Origin of the sequence: Xanthomonas sp. WHRI 1810A (genome assembly GCF_040202885.1) — a bacterium.
Taxonomy (GTDB): Bacteria; Pseudomonadota; Gammaproteobacteria; order Pseudomonadales; family Pseudomonadaceae; genus Aquipseudomonas.
In genome coordinates, this window is the sequence record NZ_JBEGED010000004.1 from 256,279 (window position 1) to 280,739 (window position 24,461).

The window sequence follows — 24,461 nt, forward strand, 5'->3', positions numbered from 1 at the left end:
CCCACCACATGACCAGAAATTCGCACCAAAATCGACCTTGCGCCCAGAGCGTTTTGTGATAGCGTTCGCGCCCTTAAAAATCCGCGCCGCTTGAGCAAAAACATCAAAAAAGGGTGACCAACGGCGCGATGCAGGCCTGCTGCGGCCTACACGCCTGTTCGCCGTTTCACACACAAATTACACACACCTTTATCCACAGGGGACACGTTGCAATTGGTGTCCGAAACGCATTATCTTGTAGCCCTTGGCGGGGCGACCCCCTACATGTAGGGTTTTGCGCCAAATGCTAACCACAAGTCAGCTTGTCTTTTCAAGCACTTTTCTTGGGTTAACGCAGCACGAACCGCCACCGTTTTGACCGCCAGACCGCGCACGCGAATGGCAGATACGCAAGCCTTGTGATCTGTGCATTACGTAGCGTCACGCAACACCCGGCAGCACCATAAAACCAGGATTCTGCAATCGATTTTTCAGGGCTACCGGCCGATGCCGGTAGCCCTTTGGACTTCAAAGCCAGGGAAGCGGCCATTACCCCTTCCCCATCGTTTTGAAGTTGTTGTGTGATCGGCACTTGCCGGTCAACTGCTTCAGGACCGATCGCTGTGCACACAGTGGCCAAACAACTTAAAGAACGTGGAGACACCCATGCAAACAGACACAACTCGCGAGAATCCGCAGGCCAAAGCGCCGCAGACAGGTGAGACCCAGCAGGACCTGTCCGCCACCGCGCCGGGTCAGTTGCGTGTGATCAAGCGTAACGGCACTGTCGTTGCCTACACCGATGACAAGATCACCGTTGCCATCACCAAAGCGTTTCTTGCAGTTGAAGGCGGTACCGCCGCCGCGTCGTCGCGTATCCACGACACCGTTGCCCGCCTGACCGAACAGGTCACCGCGACCTTCAAGCGCCGTATGCCCTCGGGCGGCACCATCCACATCGAAGAAATCCAGGATCAGGTAGAACTGGCGCTGATGCGCGCCGGCGAGCAAAAAGTGGCTCGTGACTACGTGATCTATCGCAACGACCGCTCCAAAGAGCGTGCCCATCGTGTGGGTGAAGCGCCGGTTCAGGCCCACCCATCGATCCGCATCACCCGCGCCGACGGCAGCATGGCGCCGCTGGACATGGGTCGTCTGAACACCATCGTCACCGAAGCGTGCGAAGGCCTGGCTGAAGTCGACGCCGACCTGATCCAGAACGAAACCCTGAAGAACCTGTACGACGGCGTCGCGCTCAAAGACGTCAACACCGCACTGGTGATGACCGCGCGTACCCTGGTTGAGCGTGAGCCGAACTACTCGTTCGTGACCGCTCGCCTGCTGATGGACACCCTGCGTGCCGAAGGCCTGGGCTTCCTGGAAGTTGCCGAAAGCGCCACTCACCACGAGATGGCCGACCTGTACGCCAAAGCGCTGCCGTCCTACATCGCCAAAGGCATCCAGTTCGAACTGCTGAACCCGATCCTGGCCACCTTCGACCTGGAAAAACTGGGCAAGGCGCTGAACCACGAGCGCGATCAACAGTTCACGTACCTGGGCCTGCAAACCCTGTACGACCGTTACTTCATCCACAAGGACGGTATCCGCTTCGAACTGCCGCAGATCTTCTTCATGCGCGTGGCCATGGGCCTGGCGATTGAAGAGAAAGCGCGCGAAGACCGTGCCATCGAGTTCTACAACCTGTTGTCGTCCTTCGACTACATGTCCTCGACGCCGACCCTGTTCAACGCCGGCACCCTGCGTCCACAGCTGTCCAGCTGCTACCTGACCACCGTGCCGGATGACCTGTCGGGCATTTACCACGCCATCCACGACAACGCCATGCTGTCCAAATTCGCAGGCGGTCTGGGCAACGACTGGACCCCGGTTCGCGCGCTGGGCTCTTACATCAAGGGCACCAACGGCAAATCCCAGGGCGTCGTGCCGTTCCTGAAAGTGGTCAACGACACCGCGGTGGCAGTCAACCAGGGCGGCAAGCGCAAAGGCGCTGTGTGTGCGTACCTGGAAACCTGGCACATGGACATCGAAGAGTTCATCGAGCTGCGCAAGAACACCGGTGATGATCGTCGTCGTACCCACGACATGAACACCGCCAACTGGATCCCTGACCTGTTCATGAAGCGTGTCTTCGACGACGGCAAGTGGACCCTGTTCTCGCCCTCCGAAGTCCCGGACCTGCACGACCTGACCGGTAAAGCCTTCGAAGAGCGCTACGAGTACTACGAAGCGCTGACCGAGTACCCAGGCAAGGTCAAACTGTTCAAGACCATCCAGGCCAAGGATCTGTGGCGCAAGATGCTCTCGATGCTGTTCGAAACCGGCCACCCATGGCTGACCTTCAAGGACCCGTGCAACCTGCGCAGCCCGCAGCAGCACGTGGGCGTGGTTCACAGCTCGAACCTGTGCACCGAGATCACCCTGAACACCAACAAGGACGAGATCGCGGTCTGCAACCTGGGCTCGATCAACCTGCCGAACCACATCGTCGACGGCAAGCTGGACACCAGCAAGCTCAAGCGCACCATCGACACCGCCGTGCGCATGCTCGACAACGTGATCGACATCAACTACTACTCGGTGCCGCAGGCCAAGAACTCCAACCTGCGCCACCGCCCCGTGGGCCTGGGCATCATGGGCTTTCAGGACGCGTTGTACCTGCAGCACATTCCTTACGGTTCGGACGCTGCGGTCGACTTCGCCGACAAATCCATGGAAGCGGTCAGCTACTACGCGATCCAGGCTTCGTGTGATCTGGCCGACGAGCGCGGCGCGTACGAGACGTTCCAGGGCTCGCTGTGGTCCAAGGGCATCCTGCCGCTGGATTCGCAACAGATCCTGATCGAACAGCGCGGCCAGAAGTACATCGATGTGGACCTGAACGAATCCCTGGACTGGGCACCGGTTCGCGCCCGTGTTCAGAAAGGCATTCGTAACTCCAACATCATGGCCATCGCACCGACCGCCACCATCGCCAACATCACCGGCGTGTCGCAGTCGATCGAACCGACGTACCAAAACCTGTACGTGAAATCGAACCTCTCGGGCGAATTCACTGTGATCAACCCTTACCTGGTTCGCGACCTCAAAGCCCGCGACCTGTGGGACTCGGTCATGATCAACGACCTGAAGTACTACGACGGTTCGGTACAGCAGATCGAGCGCATCCCGCAGGAATTGAAAGACCTGTACGCCACCGCGTTCGAAGTCGACACCAAGTGGATCGTCGATGCCGCCAGCCGTCGTCAGAAGTGGATCGACCAGGCTCAGTCGCTGAACCTGTACATCGCCGGCGCCTCGGGCAAGAAGCTGGACGTGACCTACCGCATGGCCTGGTTCCGTGGTCTGAAAACCACTTACTACCTCCGTGCCCTGGCCGCGACCAGCACCGAGAAGTCGACTATCAGCACCAGCAAGCTCAACGCCGTATCGAGCGGTGGCCACGGCCCGGACGACACTTCACTGGCAGCCCCAACGCCAACCGAAGCATCGCCAGGCCCAGCCCCCGTGCCAAAAGCCTGCGCCATCGACGAGCCAGACTGCGAAGCCTGCCAGTAAAACCCGCCAGCAAGCGCCCTCCCACCTATCCGTGGGAGGGAGCTTGCTCGAGAAATGGCTGTCACATCCCTGTAGGCCTTCGCTTACTCGCGATGTCTCAAAGGCAACGCCTCCCCCTGTAGGAGCGCGCTTGCCCGCGAAAGCTCTTAAAGCTACACCGAGAACCGGGAGCCCAACCGCCCCCGGCCCTCGTTTCAGCTACACTCCCATTCATTACAGCTAGGAGAACGCCCAATGCCAGCTCCCTCGCTAGACGCCAAAAAAGCCTACTGCGCCAAAACGCGCCGCTCCAATTACGCCGCCAGCCTGCGCCTGGAAGGTTTCGAGAGCACCCCCCTCGACGCCGAACGCCACCTCCCCTCCCGTGAAGAACTGCTGAAAACCTATCGCAAAAAATCGGCCTGATGGTCGGTAAATATGGCGTTGGCCAAGACCCGTACTGCCTGCCCGGCACCTCGGTGCTACGCAATCGCCTGAACATCACCGACGAAAAAACCCTGGCACAAGCCGAGCGCGACCTGTCCGAAGTCGCCGCTGAATCCCTCGATTTCGCTCCACCGCCCTACGACCTTCCTTACCTGCAAGCCCTCCATCGCCAACTGTTCAGCGACCTCTACGATTGGGCCGGCGAACTGCGCACCGTCGACATCTCCAAAGACGAAACCCACTTCTGCGTCACCCACCGCATCGAGCCCGAAGCCAACAAGCTGTTCAAGCTGCTGGCCGACACCAACTGGTTCCAGGACCTGGACCGCACCGCCCTGATCAACGCCAGCGCCGAACTGTTCGGCGACCTCAACGTCGTCCACCCCTTCCGCGAAGGCAACGGCCGGGCGCAACGCATCCTGTTCGAACACATCATCGTGAACGCAGGCTACGAGATCAGCTGGTGGCCGGTGGAAGCGCGGGAATGGGTGCAGGCGAATATCGATGCGGTGGGGTGTGATTACGCGGGGTTGGTGAGGGTGTTTGAGCGGTGTGTGGGGGATTCGATTGGTGGCTGATACGGTCGGACGCAACGATGCAGCTTTGTCCGTTCACAGCCTCTGAGAAAGACCGCTTGTCAGCCCATTTCCTGGCGTTCATAGCAGCCTGAAAACAATTGATTTCCGGACATGCCACGCAGGCCGGGCGCCTCAACGCCGAGCGCGACTTTTGGCCTCATTCCAGAAAATTGAGCCAGATCACAGCCTGCCACACATGTAGAAATACCCAGTTGCAACCTGCCCCCAGAACCCATATCGTGTGTCTCCTAACGCAGCGCAACACTACATAGGCGATTTCGATCAGATTCATCGCCATTGCGTCAAGACAATAATGGTGGGTGCTCATGAGTCAGGAGCGTCAACCCAATCTGTAGGACAGATCGGCAGCAGGACACACGTACGGGACAAACTTCCGTATACTTGCGCCCCTCAATCAAGGACAACGACATGACCACCTGCGCAACCAAAGCCGACCGTATCGCTTCGGCCCCAATCCGCACGTTGTGTCAGCGTCTTGCCCCCTTCGCTTGCAGCGGCCCCGGCGCCTGATCGCCGCCCTCACGCGAAACTCCCGAACAATCAGATTTTCCCGAGAGCCCGCTCTCACCGCCGTATTGCCTATGCGTGTTGCGTCCAACGCAGCGCCAAACCTTATCCAAATCGACCGCCAAAAACGGTCCTCTAGCAGGAGCCTCATCACCATGCTGAGCTGGGACGAATTCGACAAAGAAGACGCCGCCGAACCCGCCAAAGGCGCTAACGCAGGCCATGCCTCCGAAGCCGCAATGGACAAACTCGACAGCGCCGGTGGACTGGCCGCACAAGAAGCGCGCGCCGTCACCGCCAGTGACTCCGCCGCGATCAAACGCGCCAAGGCCGCACTGGACAAACTCGACGTCGCAGAAGGCCTGGCTGAACTCGAAGGCGCCGCCGCACGCGTGGCCGTCGACGAAAAAATGATGATCAACTGCCGCGCCGACCTCAACCAGCTCGTGCCCTTCAAGTACGACTGGGCCTGGCAGAAATACCTCGACGGCTGCGCAAACCACTGGATGCCGCAAGAAGTCAACATGACCGCCGACATCGCCGTATGGCGTGATCCGCTGGGCCTGACCGACGACGAACGCCGCATCGTCATGCGCAACCTGGGCTTCTTCTCCACCGCCGACTCCCTGGTCGCCAACAACCTCGTACTGGCCGTGTACCGCCTGATCACCAACCCCGAGTGCCGCCAGTACATCCTGCGCCAGGCATTCGAGGAAGCGATCCACACCCACGCCTACCAGTACTGCATCGAATCGCTGGGCATGGACGAAGGCGAGATCTTCAACATGTACCACGAGATCCCATCGGTCGCCAAAAAGGCAGCCTGGGGCCTCAAATACACCCGCTCCATCTCCGATCCGAAGTTCGAAACCGGCACCGTCGACACCGACAAAGAACTGCTGCGCAACCTGATCGCCTACTACTGCGTCCTGGAAGGCATCTTCTTCTATTGCGGCTTCACCCAGATCCTCTCCATGGGCCGCCGCAACAAAATGACCGGCGTCGCAGAACAGTTCCAATACATCCTGCGCGACGAATCCATGCACCTGAACTTCGGCATCGACGTGATCAACCAGATCAAAATCGAAAACCCACACCTGTGGGACGCTGAAATGAAGGAAGAAGCGACCCAGATGATCCTGCAAGGAACCCAACTGGAAATCGAATACGCCCGCGACACCATGCCCCGCGGCGTCCTCGGCATGAACGCCGCGATGATGGAGGACTACCTCAAATTCATCGCGAATCGTCGTTTGTCGCAGATTGGCTTGAAAGAAGAGTACCCAGGCACGACCAACCCGTTCCCGTGGATGAGCGAGATCATGGACTTGAAGAAAGAGAAGAATTTCTTTGAGACGCGGGTTATTGAGTATCAGACTGGTGGGGCTTTGAGCTGGGATTGATTTGATACCGCGGGAACATGATTGACCGAAGAGGCTGCCAGAAATGGTGGCCTTTTTTTTCGCTTAAAAGATCAATTTGGGCCTGTCGAAAAAGTGCTAAGTCTCTGATCACAGCATACGGCCACTAGCCAAGAAGTACGTTCGTTCGTACAGTGGGGATAGAAATTTCCTACACCACGGACGGAATTCAATGGCAATCCCAGCAGTAGAAAAGCAAGCGCTAGATCAAGCCATAAAGAAATTTGATAGGGAATTTAGAAACACACCCGACTGGGCCACATGGGAATCCAATAGAGCACATAAATTTGCAATCCGAGTTCATGACCAGCTCTATCCTGCGAAAAAGATTCTTTCTTTGGCTACACATCTGCCCGTAAGCGAATTCACAGGTGGCGCCTCTACAAACGGATATTTGAGGGCCCGCGGCTTCGAGATCGTGGATCTGAGAAGATCACCAAAATTAGAGTTTTTGAAAGGCGAGATCTATGACCGCCGGACAGAAATACATGGACCTTTTGGAGGAAGCTTCCAAAGCGGCATCGCACCATCGGACCGAGTGCCTGCGATATTTTTATTTGCAGGGACGTCAGGCGAGCAATTTGGCTACATGGATGAAGAAGACGAGCACGGCGTTTACTCGTACGCGGGTGAGGGGCAGATCGGCCATATGACACTGACCCGGGGAAATCTTGCGATTCAAAAACACGCAGCTACTGGTCGAGCGCTGCACCTATTTAAATCTCTCGGGAAAAGCAAGGGGCAACGTTACCTCGGAGAGTACGCATGTGCTGATCTTTCCTGGAAAGATGGCCCAGATCGGGAAGGGAATATCCGAAAAATCGTAGTTTTTCATCTGGTGCCTGTCATGGACCTTGCGAAATACGAAGTAGAGCCCACTGGCGATTTGTCGGTGGAAAGCTCAGGCGTGGAGATAGGAGTCCTTCGAGAGCGTGCTTACGACGCAGCGGTTGCTTCCATCAGCAAAGGTAAGTTCACGTCAACTCGTACCGTTTATGCCAGAAGCCAAGCGGTAAAAGACTATGTATTGAGCAGAGCTGACGGAACATGCGAGAGCTGTTCTCGACCGGCACCGTTCACCACGAAGGCGGGGACTCCCTATTTGGAACCCCACCACATAAATCGTCTCTCTGACGGCGGGCTCGATCATCCGAAATATATAGGTGCCATCTGCCCTACATGCCATAAAGAAATTCACTACGGCAGCGAAGGTGAGACAAAAAACAATCTGCTACGTGAGTCCATCATGAAGAAGGAAATGAGGGCGACATAGAGAAACGCCCAAGCGTAAGTCGTGAATTTCAGAATTGCCCTACAGCTTCGCGCCTTGTCTGACTCACCAGCTCGCCCTAACCTTTCGCCGCGCCTAAGAAACGCACCAGAAATCCAACAGCAGCGGCCTGACCGCTTCCGATACCACGCGGCTTTTTTGTACCTGCGGCCCTTGGCTGCGCGTCCTAAAATCTCTGTTATGTCGGGAGTGGACTAATACAAGACCCGTAAGGGGAATACGTCCGGCCTTTCTGCTGTGGGTTTCTTAGCTCCCGACGCCTAAATCCAAGAATGGAACAGCAGAGATACGCCATGGATCATCTTCACTCGCACTCGAATGCCACCACCAATACGTCGTCCGATTATCAGGGACGGCACATGTCTGACCCGCTCCAACCCACCACCTTCCTGCGCCACAACCGCCAACTCCGCGCCCTCCTCCTCGAATCCCAAGTCTGGTTCTGCGCCCGCGATGTCAGCCGCCTGATCGGCTGGTCGCTGGATGAGCGGACGACGCGCAAGCTTGATGCGGATCAGCGGCGTGTGGTGACGCTGACGACGCATTACGGGCTGGCGGAGGCGTTGATGCTGAGTGAGTCGGGGTTGTACACGATGCTGGTGCATCACCATCACGCGGAGAATCGCGGGCTGCGGCAGTGGGTGACGAATGAGGTGGTGCCGGCGTTGCGCGATGAGCAGTTGCCGCCGACGCACAGCAGTCCGTGTCTGGGTTTCCTGCAATGGCCGGGGTTGTCGGTGAGCATGTTGCATTGGCAGAGCGAGCCGTGGATCAGGCTGCGGGATATGCCGAGGCTGTTGCCGCATGCCGAGTTGCGCGGGGATGTAGGGTTGCGGCGGGTGCGTGCGCCTTGGTGGCGAGTGGCGCGCCGGTTGTTTGGCTGAGTTGATTTCAGCCTGGGTTTCGTTTTCGGTCGGTGCTGAGGGGGCGGGATTGATGGCTCGGGCACACAACTGCATGCGCAATCGCAGATCGGTTATCAAACTTTCCGCTTCGCCAAGCGTCCTCTGTAGCACTGGCCGATGTGGCTTTGCTAACCAAACAGCTGACCTCAGCTAAGGACTGGTGATGATTTTCTTTGTTTTCCTTTTGGCGTGCGCGGCTGCGGCGAGCACGGGCGTGATTTTCAAGCCGGGTGCCTGGTACGAGTCGTTGGTAAAACCGAACTTCACGCCGCCCAACTGGGCGTTTCCCGTGGCGTGGACGATCATCTATCTGTTGCTGGCCTGGGCCGGTTACCGGTTGACGTTGATACCGGGCAGTGAGTTGGTGCTGGCGTTGTGGGCAGCACAGATCGCACTGAATACGCTGTGGACGCCGGTGTTCTTCGGCGCGCATCGCCTGGTGGCAAGCATGGTGATTCTGGTGCTGCTGTGGCTGGTGGTGGCGCTGATGCTGGTGTTGACCATGCGGCTGGATGTGATCACCGGTTTGATTCTGTTTCCGTATCTGGTGTGGCTGTGTGTGGCGGCCGCGTTGAATTTTTCGATTTTGCGGAATAATCACTGATTCTTTGAAGGCACTCCAAGGTGCTAAGCGGTTGATTATTGAATGAGGTAATAGAAGAGCCAGGGGCGTGAGTCTCTGGTTTTTTTTGTTTTCAGTACTCGTCGCGGTACTTGTCGCAGTTGAAGAACAGTTCCAGGCCGATGAACCAGATCACTACGAAGCCCAAGAGGTGCGGCTCTTCGATGACGGTGTCGAGTGTGATGATTGCTGTTGCGCCTACGGCTATGAGCGCCAAGCCTGTCCATTTTCTTTTTTGGCGGTGTTTGATCTTGTGGGTTAGCAGGTAGAAAGCGGTGCAGGAGAGGCATACGGCGAGGATGAAGAGCATGAGCGCTATTCCTCTCGCGTTGTTGTGAAGTGGTCGCGGCCTGCGAACAGGTCCCAGCCGGTGAACATGAACATCCAAACGACGACGAAATAGGGGCCGTCCGACCAAGAGAACTTAAAAGCGCCGATTGCTCCGGAGACAGCCATCGCTAGGCCTAGCCACTTTCGCCAGACTCTGGATTTGAGTTTACAGGTCAGGATGCAGGCGATTGTCATGGAGACGCCGATAGCCATGGGCAGGGTCATCGCGGCCCGCCTTTATTCTCAATGACTAGTGTTGCTGACGTGTGTTGAGGTCCTATCCCGCCGTTTACCCAAGCCTGAACAGCTACCACCACATCACCTGCATGTCGCGACGCCATGACAAAAGAGACGCCAGTCCCAGCGAGAAGGCCAGCGACGCCCTTTACCAAGAGCCGCGACGAAGGAAATGCCGCGCTTGTTATCCCCCCAACCGCCTTCTCTAACGCATCGTTCTGATCATTAAATAATTCTGCTTGCTTGCGCGTGAGTGGATTCGATATCGCCACCAACATTTCGCACGGCCGCTCTTGCGCCAGCATTCGCTCGTAAATATCGGCGACGAAATTGCTGACTTTCCAGGACTCGCCGCGAGCCGCGCAGAAATGCAGTGTCCGGAGGTTCGAGCGGTCGGATGGCATGACGGTGAAGGTCGTGACCCTGAAGAACACACCGAAGTGTCCCATGTACTGGCTGGTTTCTTGTTTCACTGGCAAAGCCCCCTGGTTGAAATCAGGACACAGGGTTACGCAGCCTGCAGGACGAATGAAACGGGGTTTGGGCGAAAGGGATGGGGGCTACTCGCGGATCGGATGGGGCTTACGGATTTTTCGTATTGGCGGGGACGCGGAGCGTCCTGGGCTGCGTTACCACGCGGAGCGTGGGAACGATCCTCGTCATTCAGTTGTTGCTGAGGCGTGAGGTGGGACGCGGAGCGTCTTGGGCTGCATTCCCACGCAGAGCGTGGGAACGATCATCGCGCGCCGTCGCTGCAGAGGCCGGGCGTGGGGTGATGGTCATAGTCAGTGACACCTTGATCGTTCCTCACGCTCCGCGTGGGAATGTAGCCTTCGACGCTCCGCGTCCAGCTGGACGATGATTCAAGGATGAATCCATGGCTCGAAGTCGCTACACGATTGCTGATGCTGTGCAGCCGCACTTTCTGACGTGCACGGCTGTTGAATGGCTCCCCCTGTTTACCCGCCCTGCTCTCGTCGAGATCGTGTTGGATACCTGGCGTTTCCAGCAGGCTCATCAGGGGCTGCGGCTTTACGGTTATGTGGTGCTGGAGAACCATCTGCACTTTCTGGCGCAGGCGCCGGATCTGGCGAAGTGTGTTGCTGGTTTTAAATCGTTTACGGCCCGGTCGATCATTGATCATCTTGAGCGTGCCAACGCACAGAGCACGCTTAAGCGGCTGCGCTTTGCGAAGCGGGCGCATAAGGTGGATCGGGTTTATCAGGTTTGGCAGGAAGGCACGCACGCTGAGGTTGTTTTCAGCGACGCGGTGATGCGGCAGAAGCTTGATTACATTCATCACAATCCGGTACGGCGCGGGTATGTGGATGAAGGGGCGCAGTGGCGGTATTCGAGTGCTCGGGATTATGAAGGGCGGCGTGGGTTGATTGAGATTCAGCGGTGGTTTTAGGTGGGGGGACGCGGAGCGTCTGGGGATGCATTCCCACGCGGAGCGTGGGAACGATCATTAGTGGTTCGCCAGCCCCTCTCACTTCAGCCTTTAAAGCGTGCTCGGTACTCTTCAATCATCCCTTTCGAGATGTCCTCTTTGAAACATAACGGCGCGTACCCGCCCGCACGGTTATAGGCGCTGCGCTTGCCGCATTGGCTACCGTTGCGTGCGGAGTTATAAGGGCAAGGGCAGTTGCCGGGGTAGGAGGAGATCGATTCTTCGATCAGCAATCGGACGATCGCTGAATCGGTGATTGTGGTTTCCTTGGCTGAAACCGAAAAAGCACAGAGCAGTGCAAGTACGCCAACGAAGCTGATTCCTGTCTTTGTCATGGCCGTTCCTTAGCAAGCGGACGATGTGTCCGAGTTGCTTTTTACCATGATATCATCGAGCCACTAATACCCATTTTCTCTAGCGAATGGCTCTTCATTCCGCAATCGCATAACGAATATTCCTACCCGTCAGCGCGCTATGTCCGCCGTATCGGCCTCAAGCAAAGCGGTGAACGCTTCAATGTCCAGCGGGCGGCTGAGGAAATACCCTTGGCCTTCGTCGCAGCTGACGATTTTCAGCAGTTCCAGTTGGCCTGTCGTCTCGATGCCTTCAGCGGTCACCGTCAGCGACAACGCGCGGCCCAGGCCGACGATGGCCTGAATGATCGAACGATCATCCTCGCTCTCGTTCAGGCGATTGACGAAGCTGCGATCGATTTTCAGCCCATCGAACGGAAACGAGCGCAGGTAGCTGAGCGACGAATAACCGGTGCCGAAATCGTCCATGGACAGGCGCACGCCCAGGCGTTTCAGCGCTTGCATGATGTCGAGGGCGACCACCGCGTCTTCGAGCATGACGCTCTCGGTAATCTCCAGCTCCAGGCGCCGGGCGTCAAACCGGTTGTCGGCCAGGGCTTTCTGCACCCGCTCCACCAGATTGCCGCGCTGGAATTCGGTTGACGACAGGTTGACCGAGACGAACAACTCTTCGGGCCACAGGGCGGCGCATTCGCAGGCCGCGTTGAGCACCCAGTTGCTCAGGGGCAGGATCAGGCCGGTGTCTTCGGCGATGGGGATGAAGGTGTCGGGCGGGATCAGACCGCGCTCGGGATGCTGCCAGCGGACCAGCGCTTCGGCGCCGACCATTCTGCCGTCGGCGATGCGAAAGCGTGGCTGGAAATGCAGGCGCAATTCGCCGTGCTTGATGGCGTGCCGCAGGTCGCTTTCCAGGCGGCGGCGTTCGATGATGCGGGCGTTCATGTCACCCGCGTAGAAGCGCCACGTGTTGCGCCCCGCCGCCTTGGCTTCGTAAAGCGCCATGTCGGCGTAGCGCAGCAGTTCGGCCGCCTCGGAGGCGTCGTTCGGCGCCATGGCGATGCCGATGCTCGCGCTGACGAACACTTCCTGATCATCGATCTGCATCGGTTGCTCGATGGAGTCGATCAGGCGGCGACACAGCGCCTCGACCTCGTCCTGGGAGCTGACATCGGACAGGATCAAAACGAACTCATCGCCGCCGATGCGCGCCACCAGATCGTCGCTGCGGATGCATTCGCCCAGGCGGTGCGACACTTCGTTCAGCACCCGGTCTCCGGCCGCATGCCCGAGCAGGTCGTTCACCGGTTTGAAGCGGTCCAGGTCCAGGCTGATCATGACCAGCGGCTGGTCGGCCGTCGGTACGGCCTTGAGTTTGCCGTCGAGAAATTCCTGCAGGCGGGTGCGGTTTGGCAGGCCGGTCAGGGCGTCGTGCTGGGACAGGTATTCGATGCGACGGCGCGCTTCGACTTCTTCAGTGATGTCGGTCGCCGTGCCACGGAAGCCCAATCCGGCGATCTCCCGGGCGGACAGCCGGGTCACGCGGGTCTTGCCGCTGTTGTCGGTGTAGCGGCACTGCACGCTGATGTTGGTTCGTCGATTGGGGATGCTCAGCCATTGAGATAGGTTGCCCAGTTCGGTGCTCAGCAAGTCATCGATGGCGGCGCCCAGCCACCGGTCACGGGACAGCCCGGTGACACTTTCAAAACGTTCGGACAGGTAGGTGAAACGGCCGTTGAGGTCGATTTCCCAGATCCAGTCGGAGCTGGCTTCCACAACATCACGAAACCGCGCTTCGCTGGTGGCCAAGGCGGCGCGGCTTGAATGCAGCGAGGCGAAGCTGGCGTCCAGCACCTGAGCCGCCAGGGTGGTACGCCGCAGGATGGCCCAGGTCATGAACAACACCAGCAAGGCCGCTGCACCGATCAGCGGCAAAATCAGGCTCAGCAGTTGGTCGCCCGGTTGCGCGGCGAACCAGTGCAACTCCCCGCCCGCGCCATTTTCGCCAAGCGGCAGAATGGAGATCACGTGCCCGTCATTTTTCCCGATGTGCAACCCCTCTACGCCGAACTCCTCGCCCAGCTTTCCAATGGCGGCCTTGTCCAGTCTGTCCACGAACACCATCACCGAGGGCGGCCCATCATCCATGACCACGGTCGGGTCTGAACCGGCCGTGATCGGCGCCGCAGCCAGCAGCACAGGTTCGCCGTTGATGCTGACAAACGTTGTGATCGGGGTTGGGGGCGACGCGGCTTCACGGGCCCGTCTGATCAACTCGTCTAAAGGACGCCCAAGCCACGCCTGTGCAGAAACCCCGGACAGCTTGCCCTCGATGACCGAATAAACCGTGCGGTCGTCGGGACCGATCACAAACAGCGCCTGAAAGCCGTAATCGGCGTATAGCGTCGCGCCCAGATTCTGCTGATCGAATGCCCATACCGTGTCCACACGGGTATGCAAATACCGGTAAGCGTCCCCCCAAAACGCATAATCCCTGAGCACTGAACTCACGGATTTTTCCAGCGACTGGATAGCCTTGCGGGTGTAGAACTCGCTGTCGAAGCGCGCCGTGCTATTGAGGTCGTGCGCCAGGTAAAGCAGCAACCCCGTGGCAAGCACAAAGACTGAGGCCAACAGGCCGGCGAACTTCATCAATGAAGCGCGGGCCAGGGCAACACTGGAACGGCTGGCGGTGGACCGGGGGGTTTCGGACATGACTTTCCAGAGCGCAAAGGGTCAGCGGGATGACTGATATAGAGCTGTATCGGCCGAGTCGGTGAATGTTGAACCGCCGCACAGCTTCCTTCCGTCTGCCCGTGATGCTGCCAGCTGCGACCCACTTTCCTTCGAGCGCGCTTTTGCCCGGATTCATACGCTGTGGCGGATAAAATCCTACCTATCGATCAACTCTTTCCTACGGGCGTTGGCGCCATTAAGGCAGAATGCGTCACTGCTTTCTGGATCACTCCAGACCCTTCTTCAACACACGCCCGTTTAAAGGAAATTCCCATGCGGTTTCTCAGCCTCAGAACCGTTCTGCTGCTCACGGCCCTCACGTCAGGCCTGACCAGCGCCAACCTCTACGCCGCCACCAAACACGCCCCCGCCCAACACGCCCCTGCCAAAAAAGCCCCAAGCGGCCAGAAGGTCTCGATGCTGGGCGGTAAGTTCGTGTTCTACGTGCCCAAAGAGTACGTCAAAGGCCCGATGCCGGAGATCGATGACAAGGCCAAGGCGGCAGGCGTCACCGGGTCGCTGTACATGAACAAACCCGCCAAGCGCGTGATCATCATCACCGAAGCGCCGCTGAGCGCTGACACCAAGGTCGCGCCCAACGACAAGAAAACCCTCGACGGCCTGGTCACAGACACCCTCGAACAGCAGAAGACCAGCTACAAAAACTTCAAGAAACTCGGCGAGAAAGCCATGGTGCGTAAAGGCCTGGGCCTGAGGCAGCTCGACATCGCCGGGGACGTGGAAGGCGGACGGGTGATCAGCTCGACAGTGGCTGCGGCCTCGGGCAAACGGACTGCGATGGTTAACGTTATTTCTCTGGAGAAAGACACTAAAGACCACACCGCTTTGCTGAAAAGTATTACCGGGTCCAAGTGAGGGGTGCTGCTTTTTAGGCGGCGATTGGTGCCTTAAAAGCAGCAGTAAACGAGCACGTCAGGTGAACCGATTTACGGCCCACCAATTCTGGATGTCTGAAAATAATCGTTCAGCGTGTTCAAGGGCCTCGTTGGCCATCGACTCGCTCACGGGGTCGCCAGAGTAATCGCTCAGGTTGCGCTGTTTACGAAGGCCGTCGAGGATAATCATCCCGCGGAGCGTCTATCCAACCAGATTTTCCAGCGTCATTTCTCACTCCTTGTGAAATTCCAGATCGGACTCTGCGCCGAAGACGAAAAGCTTAGGCTTGGCCATCACATCCCGCACGAATCCGCCTCGCTCCATTAACAATTGGAACCACTCATTTTGTGTGTAGTGCTTGGGATTGATCTCCCGCCCAAGCATTTGCTGCAACGGATAGAGCTGGCCCATCAGCGCAGCGAAGGTCACATCCCCGATAATCATGAGATCGATATCGCTATCTGGGCCTGCCCGACCGGCCGCAATGGAGCCGAACACATAAGCGACACTTATTTGTTCAGACAAGGGAGACAAGGCGTCAGCTAGCATGTCAACCAAGCCATCCGTTTTTCGGATGATGCCAACAAGCTCATTGAAAATCGCGCACTGTTGGTTAGCACGATATTGCATCTGATTGCCCACCTTGATTTTCTCGACGACGCCCGCCTCCACCATCTTTGCAAGCTCACGACTCAATGTTCCGGAAATGGTCCCGGTGAGTCTGGCAATCTCTCTCTGGTGGAATTGTTGGTCCGGCCTTAGCAGCAGCAGGGCGAGGACCTTCCTGCGATATTCGGAGAAAAGGAAAGAACTAAGCATTTCAAGGCCGCCGATATTGCTGCTTTAAAGGCAGCAATTGAAGCCTTAAAAGCAGCAATATTCAATACCCCATTGAGCATTCGAGTGTGCTGCATCCAAACCGCGACAGCCCACGTATGACCTCTTGCGATCACTCAAAAACACTCGTTTGAATTACGTAATGGATATAAACAGTCTTTTTGAGTGATCCTGACTGAGCGTCCGATGACTGTCCTTTTTGGCCCCGACTGATGGCAAAGCGCGCTTCCCAAACGGCGGTGGGGCAAGCGACACTCTGACGCGTTCGTATGGCTGACCGTTCGGTCGAGGGTGTAGGCACTTACCCGGTGAAGAGCATGAATAACCCTTCCGGCAAAGGCGTGTCATTTGCCAAGCGCATGTATCTGCCCCGAAGCGTGGGGCTGGGCGTCGGCTTTTTTTGCGTCGCCGCAGCGTTATACCCGGCCCACCTCCCCGCCTGGGCGTGGGCGCTGATGGTGTTCAACGGCTACGGCTGGTCACACGTCGCGTATCAGTTGGCGCGCCGGTCGAAACAACCCTACCGCGCCGAGCGCCGCAATCTGATTTATGACTCCATCGCTGGCGGCTTCTGGGCCGGCGCCATGGGGCTCAACCCGTTGCCCACCGTGACCACGTTGTCGATGATGGCGATGAACAACATCGCTGCCGGCGGGCCGAAGCTGTTCATCATCGGCGCCCTGGCACAGATCTGCGGCGGGTTGATTGGCTACTGGATCTTCCTGCCCGCGCTGTTTCCCGCGATCACCCAGATTCAGGTCTACGCCTGCCTGCCCATGCTGGTGATTTACCCGATGGCCATCGGGCTGGTGTGCTATCGGGTGGCGGTCCAGCTGTCCAAGAGCAAGAAAACGCTGCAAAAACTCAGTACCACCGACAGCCTTACCGGACTGATGAACCAGGGCGCGTGGAGGGACCTGTTGTACGGGGCGTTCCGTCACGCTCAGGTGTCTGGCCGGCCGAGCACCGTTGCGGTGATCGACATCGACCATTTCAAGGCCATCAACGACACCTACGGCCACATCGTCGGCGACAGCGCCCTCAAGCAGTTGAGCAGCGCCCTGATCGCAAGCCTTGGGCAGACAGACCTGGCCGGGCGCTACGGCGGCGATGAATTCTGCGTGATCCTGCCCGACACCACCCTCCCCCAAGCCGCGGAACTGCTTGATCGCCTTCGACGCACGGTCCTCGAACACAGCGACATTCGCCTGCCCGGCATGAAGCTCAGCCTGAGCATCGGCATCGCCGCCTATGGCCCGCACCTGGCCGACGCCGAGCTGTGGTTGCACGAAGCAGACATGGCGCTCTATGCCGCGAAATCCACCGGGCGTAACCGGGTGGCTTCCGCCCATCCGGGGTCGAAGGTGTTTGAGTCGGTGAGTGTGGGGTGAGTCAGCGGCGCAGCCTGGCAATGGTCTCAAAGAGCGAGGGTAAACCGCTTTTTTCAAGGTACTTGGCCATGATTTTGCGCAAGGCGGTTTGCAGATCATCAAGCGGTACGGCGCCGGTAGAACGTTCGCCTTTTCCATCCACACGTTGAGCAGCGCCTTTGCCCTTCTTGCTAACGCCTACGTCATAAACTTCCTTCGAGAGGTGCTCAACAAAGTCATGCTTTACGTAGTGATTCTGCTTGAAGCTTTCATCGATGTTCAGAGGTTCGGTGGATGCAGAGAATTTGTTGACCACTAATTCCAGAAAGCCGAAGGGTGTGTGGGACAGCACGGAGTAGTCCTGGTCCGTTTGGAAGGCAATAAAGCCCCTATCCAGCCGCGTGGTCGGCAAGGACGGACTTTCCCTTATTCGCTTGGCGATGGCTGCGTTGGCGTCGGTGAAGCTATAAGAGCGCCGGTGCCCCTCCAGGTCATATTCCATACCTCGATTGTGTGGCAGCATGATTTTTCCATCGTCGGAGTTGCGGTAATCAGCGAGGCTGTGGCCCAGTCTATCGGCGTACACCAAGTCGATGCCTTTGGCCTGAGCAAACTCATAAACATCGCCAAGTAACTGCCTATCGTCTAACGTTAGAAAGTATGCGTCCGGGGTGAAGCCGTTCATCAATGCTCTATCCCGTACGATCGGCGGCTCAGCATCGGGCGCACTGAAAAAGAGTCGTTGTCTGAGCAGCGTCTGGCCGCTGATAGATAACGTGGATGCTGCGGTCGAGGGCTGCATAGGGGCGTCCCGTACTTCCTCGGTTTTTGCTGGTCCTGATGCAGGAATGCTGGATGTCGTATGAGTAACTGATGTTTGGTCCACGCGCATAATTGAATCTCCTGACAGCCGCCGTCCTATCGGGGCAAAAGGTATTCCTCAGCAGCCAGTTGCATTTGCAAAACCCTGCACTCGCTCAAGCAACAACGTCGGTGAGATTTCCCCCAGCAGTTCGTTGAGCGGCTTCTCCAGTTGCAACCGCCCGTAGATCGCTTCCTCTCGATTCAGATGGCCTTGCTGGACCTCACGGTAGTTGGCCGGATAGATGCTTTTTTCGACCGGCAGCAGGCGGTCGAAATGCTCCAGCAGCCCGTGGAAAACGATGCGTCGCTCAACCACGCCACGGGTGGTCGCGATCAGTTTGATGAAGAAGTCACTGTCCATCAGCCGGATGGCTTCGTAGGCGGCATAGCGTTCCACGAAAGTGAACGCGTTGGACTCGTCGTAGACCACACAGCACAGTGATTCCCGGCTGTGCGCGTGAAAAGGGTTGGTCGCTGGATCGCGCCGATGGTGCACAGACAGGGCGAAATCGACTGCCGCGTCAATCTCCGTCACGCGGCGTGGATCCTTGATCTGTGCAATGTCTTCGAAAACCCGCGCCTGGCGACCCTCCCGGGAAACCTGCGCGGAGAACTCGGCAAATATGCCTTGTGGCCCGAACAACTCACTTTGGCGGCGGTACAGTTGGTCGGCGGTCAGCAGGGCTTGCTGCTCTGCCAGATGCAGGAAAAGGCCTTGGGTGTCCGCATCGACAGAGCGGGCGCAAAGCGCAGTGTGCAAACGCGGGACGTGATCAATTTCGGCCGTGCAAGTGCTCATGTAAACAATCCTTTTTTTATTGTCGTGTTCACGTTTTCAGGACATGGGCATGCCCTGATTATTAGAAACAGTTGATCGCGGCAAATTAATGCGCCATGACTCAAAACAGGCACATAACGCTTTACGTGTTTCTGTTTACAGGCATGAGTTTACCGATCCGCCATTAAGGCGGCAGATACTGATAATGCAACGTGTAAATCGGCGCCATTATCAACCACTCCCCCAACAACACAATCCGGCAGATGTAGGGGGTATCAGATTTTTTGGTTTTTACGCGGCGCCGGGAGGTAGCTGGCGATCAGTTGCGCGCGGTTCTTGACGCCTGTTTTGCGCAGCAGCGAGGACACATGATCGCGCGCCGTGTAGTCGCTGATGCCCAGCTGCTGGGCGATGTCCTTGTTGGTACAGCCCTGCACGACCAGCTGCAGCACTTGACGTTCTCGTTGGGTGACCCTTGCCGCGCGCTGCCTCTTGCCTTGTACTTCCAACATGAACGCCCACTTCCTTTTTTAGAGTTATCGCTGCCTGGCTTAACATTTCAATCGGCACACGCTTCAATTAATTAAACGAGAATGTCGTCTTTTTTATAATTAACAGCCGATCACACGCACATAAGACTATCCGCACCTAATAAGTAAAAATTCCTACAAGGATAAGAGACAGTTCTGTTTTCTTATTGAATAAAATCCGAAGTGATGCCGCACAAAAGAAAACGCCGCAAGCTGTTAAAACCTGCAGCACGCTCTGATTTAAGTCGTGAGTTGTATAGACAGGGAAGATAAACGGCGGGAATGAGAATTACAATCAGTTGTTACAAATCAGCGCAGCGATAAGTGGCCCTGAAATGACTGCGCATCACCGGTCGGCCAGTGCCCGCCCCGACGCGCGACGGTGCGGGCGTCGCTCAACGACGCCCCGACGGTCAGTGACAGGCAGGCACGGTGCTGACGTCGTCCACCTGCATGCCACGGCGCAGGCCGAAGAACATCGCGGTCAGCAGGCCGACGGCGCCCATGATCACGCAGTAGGCGACGCACACCCATGGGCTCCACGGCATCAGCGCGATCAGCAGCAGCGGCGTGGTGCTGGCCCACAGCGCGTAACTGATGTTGTAGGTAAAGGAGATGCCGGACACCCGAATGTTCGCCGGGAACAGTCCGATCATGACCGAAGGCACGACGCCGACAATCCCGCAGGCCAGACCGGCAATGGCATACGCCAGCCCCGACGGCAGCCACTGAACCACAAGACTGGCGTACAACACCGCAATGCCCACCGGCAGCAACAGGCTGTACAACACCACCCCGCGCCAGGCGCCGATGCGGTCCACCAGCAGGCCCGCCAGCACGCAGCCTATGTTGAGAAACACAATGCCAATGCTGCTCAAGGCGAAGGTGTCGCCGGGGCTCATGCCGAACCGCTGTTGCATCACGGTGGGCGTGATCACCACCAGCACCACCACGGCCGAGGTCAGCACGCAGGTGAGCAGCGCGGCCGGCAGCAGTGACTGGCGGTGATCGCGCAGCACGGTGCGCAGGGGCAGTTCGGTCATCTGTTCGCGCTGGGCATGCAGCGCCATGAACACCGGTGTTTCGCTTAACCAGCGACGCAACCAGACACCGATGACGCCGAACACGCCGCCCAGCAGGAAAGGGATGCGCCAGGCAAAATCGAGGATCTCGGCGTGGCTGAACACCTTCGCCAGCCAGGTCGCGGTCAGCGCGCCGATCAGATAGCCGAAGGTCAAGCCCGCCTGCAGCACGCCCAGGGCATAGCCGCGATGACCTTTGGGCGCGTGCTCGGCGACGAACACCCAGGCGCTGGGCACTTCACCGCCCACCGCGGCCCCTTGCAGGATGCGCAGCGCCAGCAGGATCAGCGGCGCCCAGTAACCGATGTCGGCGTAGGTCGGCATCACGCCGATCAACAGGCATGGCAGCGCCATCATCAGGATGCTGAGGCTGAACACGCGCTTGCGGCCTAGTTTGTCGGCGAAGTGGGCCATCAGGATGCCGCCCAGCGGACGGGCCAGATAACCGGTGACGAAGATCCCGAAGCTTTGCAGCAGGCGCAGCCATTCGGGCATTTCAGGGGGGAAGAACAGTTGGCTGAGGGTCAGCGCGAAGAACACGAAAATAATGAAGTCATAGATTTCCAGCGCCCCGCCCAGTGCCGCAAGGCCCAGGGTCTTGTAGTCAGCCCGGGTGATCGGCTGAGGACGTGGTCGAAGAATGGCTGTCATGGGAGACCCCAAGTCACGAGTAAATCGGCAGTTAACCTGCGACCCCAGGTCGCAGGGCGCGAAGGATATCAAAGCTGGGCCGTATAAACAGGCAAGAAGACGACCGGCCTGCGACAACCCGTTTATTTCGCCGTGTACCCACCTTGTAGGAGCGCGCTTGCCCGCGATAACGCTGTGTCAGGCGACAAATATGTCATTGACCCACCGCCTTCGCGGGCAAGCGCGCTCCTACCGAATTTAGACGGCATAAGCACCGGGGGTTTCGCCGAACTGGGCGCTGAACGCCGAGATAAAGGTGCTGACGCTGTCGTAGCCCAGGGTCAGGGCCACGCGACCGACCGGTTCGCCCTGGGCCAGCAGTTCAAGCGCGCGTTTCATGCGGGCGACGATGCGCCACTGCACCAGGGACATGCCGGTTTCCAGGCGAAAGTGCCGGGTGAACCCGCGCCGGGACATCCCCACCCGCCGCGCCCAATCGTCCAGGGTCAGCTTGTTTGAAGGATCGGCGACGATGGTCAGGGTCATGCCCACCAGGTGCGGGCTGCTGGGCATCGGCAGGAATAGCGGCATGGCCGGGGAAGTTTTCAGCTCGTCGAACAAGACTTGCAGCATCCGGTCCTGTTCCGGCGCCAGCTCCGCGCGTTCGGTGTGCCACGCGCCCATGCGCCCGAGCAGCGAGCGCGACAGGTCGGTCATGTCGAAGACCGTCGGGACCGTGGGAAACAGCGGGCCTTGATCGGGCCGCAGGTACATCATCCAGCCGGTGGTCGCCGCATGCACGCGGGCAGCATGGGCCACACCGGGCGGGATCCAGCCGATGCGCCGGGCCGGCACCACCCAACTGCCGGTGTCCAGCTCGGCGGTGATCACGCCCCGCTCCACCGCCCACAGCTGCCCTTCACGGTAAGCGCTCAGACTGTCTTCGTCGCGGTTGCCCAGCGACCCGGTCTGGATCAGCAGCGGGCGGCCATCATGGATGCGGCGTTGAAGCGCGTACGTTCCTGCCATGGCCCGATTCCCCGGTTGGGTAGCGGACCGACGTTAGCGTGCCAGCGCGTAACAACGCAATGCGGGCCCCTCTCTGTAGGAGCCAACTTGTTGGCGAAAAAGACTAAACGGGCGTGTCAGATCTGCCGACTCGCGAATGAATTAGCGCCTACAGGATTTTCGTCACTTCAATGAAGCTCCCGCCCGACCTGGGCCTTCTCCATGTACAGACTGCGCAGCGTGATCCCGGTGGGGTGTTCGTAGGCTTCGTCGCGAATGGCGACAAACCCCATGGCCCGGTAAAAGTCCGCCGCATTGAGCGACGAGAACAGGTAAAGGCGCGAGAAATGCTCCATGTTCGCGACGGCCTCGATGCCTTGCATCAACAGCCGGCCAATACCGTTGCCGTCGTGCCCCGGCTCGACAAACACGGCGACCACTTCCCCGGTCTGGCGATCCAGCACGCCGTAGCCGTACAGCTGGCCGCGCTCTTCCGCGATCAGGGCGCCGTGGGTCACGACCAGCCGCGTGTAGGATTCCGGCGCGGGTGACGCGCTCCAGATGTCGATCTGTTCCGGGGAATAGTGCGTGGCGCACGTCAGCTTCACGGCGCGGGTGCGCAGCGCCCACAGCCGGGGAATGTCGGCGAGGGTGGCCTGTTTGAGTTCGATCATGTTGTCTTCCTTCGCTCGGGTACGTGCGGACGCCCCTGTCCGCACACTGCGTTATGCCCCCCCTTGGTCTTTCAGTTGCGTCCGGCGCGGCGCTCGGCGACACGTCCCAGCACGGCCAGGTCCATGTGCCCCTCGTCGTGGGCCGTGGCGTCCAGCAGATTGCCGCGCACCATCTCGGCCAGCGGCAGCGGCACTTGCGCCTGCTCGGCGGCGGCCAGCGCCAGCCCGACATCCTTCAACCCCAGTGAGGCCTTGAACGCGGCAGGTTCATAGTTGCGTCCGGCGATCATTTTCCCGTAACCGGCGTACACCGGGCCGGGGAAGATGCTGTTGGAAATCAGGTCGATCAATTGCCCGGATTCCATGCCGTAGGCGTCCACCAGCACCGAGGCTTCGGCCATGGATTCGATGGCGCTGGCGATCATGAAATTGCACGCCAGTTTCATCACGTTGGCCTGGGAGGCCTTATCGCCCATGCGCCAAGTCTTGCGGCCGATCAGGTCGAACAGCGGCTGAACCGTCTCGATGGCGTCGCCGGGGCCTGCCGCGATGATATTCAGTTCGCCGCTGGCCGCGACGTTGGGCCGTCCGAGCACGGGCGCCGCCAGATACTGAACGCCTTGTGCCTGGTGACGAGCGGCCAGGTCATCGGCGAGCGCTACCGAGATGGTGGCCATGTTGACGTGAATCAGTGGGCCTTTGAGGGTGTCCAGCAGGCCGGACGCCAGCAACACCTCACTAAGGGCATTGTCGTCGGCGAGCATGCTGAACACGACTTCGACGCCAAACGCTTGCGCCGGGTCGGTGGCGGCCACAGCGCCCTGCTTGACCAAGGCCTGGACCGGGTCTGGGGAACGGTTCCAGACCACTAATTGATGTCCGCCTTTCAACAGGTTACTGGCCATGGCCTGGCCCATGCTGCCGAGTCCGACAAAACCGATTCTCATGGATCTGTGCTCCCGTCGCTGAAAAGAAGATCGCTAGGATGCGCCCATGGGGTTGGGGATGGGAAGGGCTGCGCGGTTGCCCTGGCAATTGACGATCTGCTTCTGCCCGAAGGGCGTGGGAGCCTTGCTTGCAGGCGATCTGCTTCTGCCCGGAGGGCGTGGGAGCCTTGCTTGCAGGCGATCTGCTTCTGCCCGGAGGGCGTGGGAGCCTTGCTTGCAGGCGATCTGGCGCGAAGCGGCAGCAACACGGTGGATGCGGTATGCCTGACGGAAACGGGTTGCAGGATTCACGACTGCTCCGCAGCCGATCGTCGGCAAGCCGGACTCCCACGCCCTCCGGGCAGAAGCAGACAGTTGCGCAAGTTGGCCTTTGATGCTGGCCGGAGATCGTACGCGCGCGTTGCCTTTGATTCTGGCCGGAGGCCGTGGGAGCGCAGCTTGCTCGCGATTGGCT

At 58.7% G+C, this 24,461-nt stretch carries 22 protein-coding genes and 1 pseudogene; 10 read left to right on the forward strand and 13 right to left on the reverse strand.

Annotation, left to right across the window (positions count from 1 at the left end):
* Positions 1–645 precede the first annotated feature (645 nt).
* From ABQX22_RS08995 to tspO, 7 genes are all read left to right on the forward strand, one after another.
* The gene (locus tag ABQX22_RS08995) at positions 646–3,555 is read left to right on the forward strand and encodes a ribonucleoside-diphosphate reductase subunit alpha (RefSeq protein ID WP_349798599.1); all 2,910 of its coding nucleotides are present in this window, start codon (positions 646–648) and stop codon (positions 3,553–3,555) included.
* Between the two features lie 234 nt (positions 3,556–3,789).
* Positions 3,790–3,960 carry a YhfG family protein gene (locus tag ABQX22_RS09000; RefSeq protein ID WP_349798601.1) on the forward strand — a complete coding sequence of 57 codons (171 nt, stop codon included), beginning with the start codon at positions 3,790–3,792 and terminating at the stop codon, positions 3,958–3,960.
* Positions 3,960–4,559 (forward strand): putative adenosine monophosphate-protein transferase Fic, encoded by a 600-nt coding sequence (locus ABQX22_RS09005; RefSeq protein ID WP_349798603.1) that lies wholly within the window; start codon positions 3,960–3,962, stop codon positions 4,557–4,559. Before ABQX22_RS09000 ends, ABQX22_RS09005 begins: the two co-directional genes overlap by 1 nt.
* A 683-nt stretch (positions 4,560–5,242) precedes the next feature.
* Complete coding sequence (locus tag ABQX22_RS09010; RefSeq protein WP_441005258.1) at positions 5,243–6,490, forward strand: ribonucleotide-diphosphate reductase subunit beta; 1,248 nt, start codon at positions 5,243–5,245, stop codon at positions 6,488–6,490.
* Positions 6,491–6,680: 190 nt separating this feature from the next.
* Positions 6,681–7,781, forward strand: coding sequence for an HNH endonuclease (locus ABQX22_RS09015; protein WP_349798605.1), 1,101 nt, complete (start codon positions 6,681–6,683; stop codon positions 7,779–7,781).
* A 377-nt stretch (positions 7,782–8,158) separates the two neighbouring features.
* Positions 8,159–8,683, forward strand: a complete 525-nt coding sequence (locus ABQX22_RS09020) for a BRO-N domain-containing protein (protein WP_349798607.1) — start codon at positions 8,159–8,161, stop codon at positions 8,681–8,683.
* A 184-nt stretch (positions 8,684–8,867) separates the two neighbouring features.
* Positions 8,868–9,308, forward strand: a complete 441-nt coding sequence (tspO, locus tag ABQX22_RS09025; protein ID WP_349798609.1) for a tryptophan-rich sensory protein TspO — start codon at positions 8,868–8,870, stop codon at positions 9,306–9,308.
* A gap of 91 nt (positions 9,309–9,399) precedes the next feature.
* On the opposite strand, the gene ABQX22_RS09030 is transcribed toward tspO, so the two are convergent.
* Genes ABQX22_RS09030 through ABQX22_RS09040 form a run of 3 tightly spaced genes read right to left on the reverse strand, consistent with a single transcriptional unit; the run spans position 9,400 to position 10,366 of the window.
* Positions 9,400–9,636 carry a hypothetical protein gene (locus ABQX22_RS09030; RefSeq protein WP_349798611.1) on the reverse strand — a complete coding sequence of 79 codons (237 nt, stop codon included), beginning with the start codon at positions 9,634–9,636 and terminating at the stop codon, positions 9,400–9,402.
* A gap of 5 nt (positions 9,637–9,641) precedes the next feature.
* Positions 9,642–9,881: a hypothetical protein gene (locus ABQX22_RS09035; protein WP_349798613.1), complete on the reverse strand. Its 240-nt coding sequence runs from the start codon at positions 9,879–9,881 to the stop codon at positions 9,642–9,644.
* Positions 9,878–10,366, reverse strand: coding sequence for a hypothetical protein (locus ABQX22_RS09040; protein WP_349798614.1), 489 nt, complete (start codon positions 10,364–10,366; stop codon positions 9,878–9,880). Before ABQX22_RS09040 ends, ABQX22_RS09035 begins: the two co-directional genes overlap by 4 nt.
* 404 nt (positions 10,367–10,770) lie before the next feature.
* On the opposite strand from ABQX22_RS09040, the gene ABQX22_RS09045 reads away from it, so the two are divergent.
* Positions 10,771–11,304, forward strand: a complete 534-nt coding sequence (locus ABQX22_RS09045; protein ID WP_349798616.1) for an REP-associated tyrosine transposase — start codon at positions 10,771–10,773, stop codon at positions 11,302–11,304.
* Positions 11,305–11,387: 83 nt separating this feature from the next.
* On the opposite strand, the gene ABQX22_RS09050 is transcribed toward ABQX22_RS09045, so the two are convergent.
* Positions 11,388–11,678, reverse strand: coding sequence for a hypothetical protein (locus tag ABQX22_RS09050; RefSeq protein WP_349798618.1), 291 nt, complete (start codon positions 11,676–11,678; stop codon positions 11,388–11,390).
* A 129-nt stretch (positions 11,679–11,807) separates the two neighbouring features.
* Entirely contained in the window at positions 11,808–14,369 is a 2,562-nt protein-coding gene (locus ABQX22_RS09055) for a bifunctional diguanylate cyclase/phosphodiesterase (RefSeq protein ID WP_349798620.1), read from the reverse strand.
* A 294-nt stretch (positions 14,370–14,663) separates the two neighbouring features.
* Here ABQX22_RS09055 and ABQX22_RS09060 point away from each other — a divergent pair, with 294 nt between their 5' ends.
* Positions 14,664–15,266 carry a hypothetical protein gene (locus tag ABQX22_RS09060; protein ID WP_349798622.1) on the forward strand — a complete coding sequence of 201 codons (603 nt, stop codon included), beginning with the start codon at positions 14,664–14,666 and terminating at the stop codon, positions 15,264–15,266.
* A gap of 252 nt (positions 15,267–15,518) precedes the next feature.
* Here the strand turns inward: ABQX22_RS09060 and ABQX22_RS09065 are convergent, their stop codons facing one another.
* A complete protein-coding gene (locus tag ABQX22_RS09065) occupies positions 15,519–16,106 on the reverse strand; it encodes a nucleotidyltransferase domain-containing protein (RefSeq protein WP_349798624.1) in 588 nt (195 codons plus the stop codon).
* A gap of 335 nt (positions 16,107–16,441) precedes the next feature.
* Here ABQX22_RS09065 and ABQX22_RS09070 point away from each other — a divergent pair, with 335 nt between their 5' ends.
* Entirely contained in the window at positions 16,442–17,515 is a 1,074-nt protein-coding gene (locus ABQX22_RS09070) for a diguanylate cyclase (RefSeq protein ID WP_349798626.1), read from the forward strand.
* A gap of 1 nt (position 17,516) precedes the next feature.
* Here ABQX22_RS09070 and ABQX22_RS09075 read toward each other — a convergent pair whose 3' ends face one another.
* The 7 genes and pseudogenes from ABQX22_RS09075 to ABQX22_RS09105 form a co-directional block, all read right to left on the reverse strand.
* Positions 17,517–18,386: a hypothetical protein gene (locus tag ABQX22_RS09075; protein ID WP_349798628.1), complete on the reverse strand. Its 870-nt coding sequence runs from the start codon at positions 18,384–18,386 to the stop codon at positions 17,517–17,519.
* Positions 18,387–18,434: 48 nt separating this feature from the next.
* On the reverse strand, positions 18,435–19,157 hold the full coding sequence (locus tag ABQX22_RS09080; protein WP_349798630.1) for a hypothetical protein: 723 nt from the start codon (positions 19,155–19,157) through the stop codon (positions 18,435–18,437).
* 254 nt (positions 19,158–19,411) lie between these two features.
* The gene (locus ABQX22_RS09085; protein ID WP_349798632.1) at positions 19,412–19,648 is read right to left on the reverse strand and encodes a helix-turn-helix domain-containing protein; all 237 of its coding nucleotides are present in this window, start codon (positions 19,646–19,648) and stop codon (positions 19,412–19,414) included.
* Positions 19,649–20,079: 431 nt separating this feature from the next.
* The gene (locus ABQX22_RS09090; protein WP_349798634.1) at positions 20,080–21,399 is read right to left on the reverse strand and encodes an MFS transporter; all 1,320 of its coding nucleotides are present in this window, start codon (positions 21,397–21,399) and stop codon (positions 20,080–20,082) included.
* Positions 21,400–21,636: 237 nt separating this feature from the next.
* On the reverse strand, positions 21,637–22,407 hold the full coding sequence (locus tag ABQX22_RS09095) for an AraC family transcriptional regulator (RefSeq protein ID WP_349798636.1): 771 nt from the start codon (positions 22,405–22,407) through the stop codon (positions 21,637–21,639).
* A 167-nt stretch (positions 22,408–22,574) separates the two neighbouring features.
* On the reverse strand, positions 22,575–23,060 hold the full coding sequence (locus tag ABQX22_RS09100) for a GNAT family N-acetyltransferase (RefSeq protein ID WP_349798638.1): 486 nt from the start codon (positions 23,058–23,060) through the stop codon (positions 22,575–22,577).
* Between the two features lie 71 nt (positions 23,061–23,131).
* Positions 23,132–24,022: pseudogene (locus ABQX22_RS09105) on the reverse strand (NAD(P)-dependent oxidoreductase); the annotation flags it as partial.
* Positions 24,023–24,461 lie beyond the last annotated feature (439 nt).

Coding starts and splice junctions, on each gene's coding strand:
- ABQX22_RS08995 (WP_349798599.1), top strand. CDS start 646: ATGCAAACAGACACAACTCGCGAGAATCCGCAGGCCAAAGCGCCGCAG.
- ABQX22_RS09000 (WP_349798601.1), top strand. CDS start 3,790: ATGCCAGCTCCCTCGCTAGACGCCAAAAAAGCCTACTGCGCCAAAACG.
- ABQX22_RS09005 (WP_349798603.1), top strand. CDS start 3,960: ATGGTCGGTAAATATGGCGTTGGCCAAGACCCGTACTGCCTGCCCGGC.
- ABQX22_RS09010 (WP_441005258.1), top strand. CDS start 5,243: ATGCTGAGCTGGGACGAATTCGACAAAGAAGACGCCGCCGAACCCGCC.
- ABQX22_RS09015 (WP_349798605.1), top strand. CDS start 6,681: ATGGCAATCCCAGCAGTAGAAAAGCAAGCGCTAGATCAAGCCATAAAG.
- ABQX22_RS09020 (WP_349798607.1), top strand. CDS start 8,159: ATGTCTGACCCGCTCCAACCCACCACCTTCCTGCGCCACAACCGCCAA.
- tspO (WP_349798609.1), top strand. CDS start 8,868: ATGATTTTCTTTGTTTTCCTTTTGGCGTGCGCGGCTGCGGCGAGCACG.
- ABQX22_RS09030 (WP_349798611.1), bottom strand. CDS start 9,636: ATGCTCTTCATCCTCGCCGTATGCCTCTCCTGCACCGCTTTCTACCTG.
- ABQX22_RS09035 (WP_349798613.1), bottom strand. CDS start 9,881: ATGACCCTGCCCATGGCTATCGGCGTCTCCATGACAATCGCCTGCATC.
- ABQX22_RS09045 (WP_349798616.1), top strand. CDS start 10,771: ATGGCTCGAAGTCGCTACACGATTGCTGATGCTGTGCAGCCGCACTTT.
- ABQX22_RS09050 (WP_349798618.1), bottom strand. CDS start 11,678: ATGACAAAGACAGGAATCAGCTTCGTTGGCGTACTTGCACTGCTCTGT.
- ABQX22_RS09055 (WP_349798620.1), bottom strand. CDS start 14,369: ATGTCCGAAACCCCCCGGTCCACCGCCAGCCGTTCCAGTGTTGCCCTG.
- ABQX22_RS09060 (WP_349798622.1), top strand. CDS start 14,664: ATGCGGTTTCTCAGCCTCAGAACCGTTCTGCTGCTCACGGCCCTCACG.
- ABQX22_RS09065 (WP_349798624.1), bottom strand. CDS start 16,106: ATGCTTAGTTCTTTCCTTTTCTCCGAATATCGCAGGAAGGTCCTCGCC.
- ABQX22_RS09070 (WP_349798626.1), top strand. CDS start 16,442: ATGAATAACCCTTCCGGCAAAGGCGTGTCATTTGCCAAGCGCATGTAT.
- ABQX22_RS09075 (WP_349798628.1), bottom strand. CDS start 18,386: ATGCGCGTGGACCAAACATCAGTTACTCATACGACATCCAGCATTCCT.
- ABQX22_RS09080 (WP_349798630.1), bottom strand. CDS start 19,157: ATGAGCACTTGCACGGCCGAAATTGATCACGTCCCGCGTTTGCACACT.
- ABQX22_RS09085 (WP_349798632.1), bottom strand. CDS start 19,648: ATGTTGGAAGTACAAGGCAAGAGGCAGCGCGCGGCAAGGGTCACCCAA.
- ABQX22_RS09090 (WP_349798634.1), bottom strand. CDS start 21,399: ATGACAGCCATTCTTCGACCACGTCCTCAGCCGATCACCCGGGCTGAC.
- ABQX22_RS09095 (WP_349798636.1), bottom strand. CDS start 22,407: ATGGCAGGAACGTACGCGCTTCAACGCCGCATCCATGATGGCCGCCCG.
- ABQX22_RS09100 (WP_349798638.1), bottom strand. CDS start 23,060: ATGATCGAACTCAAACAGGCCACCCTCGCCGACATTCCCCGGCTGTGG.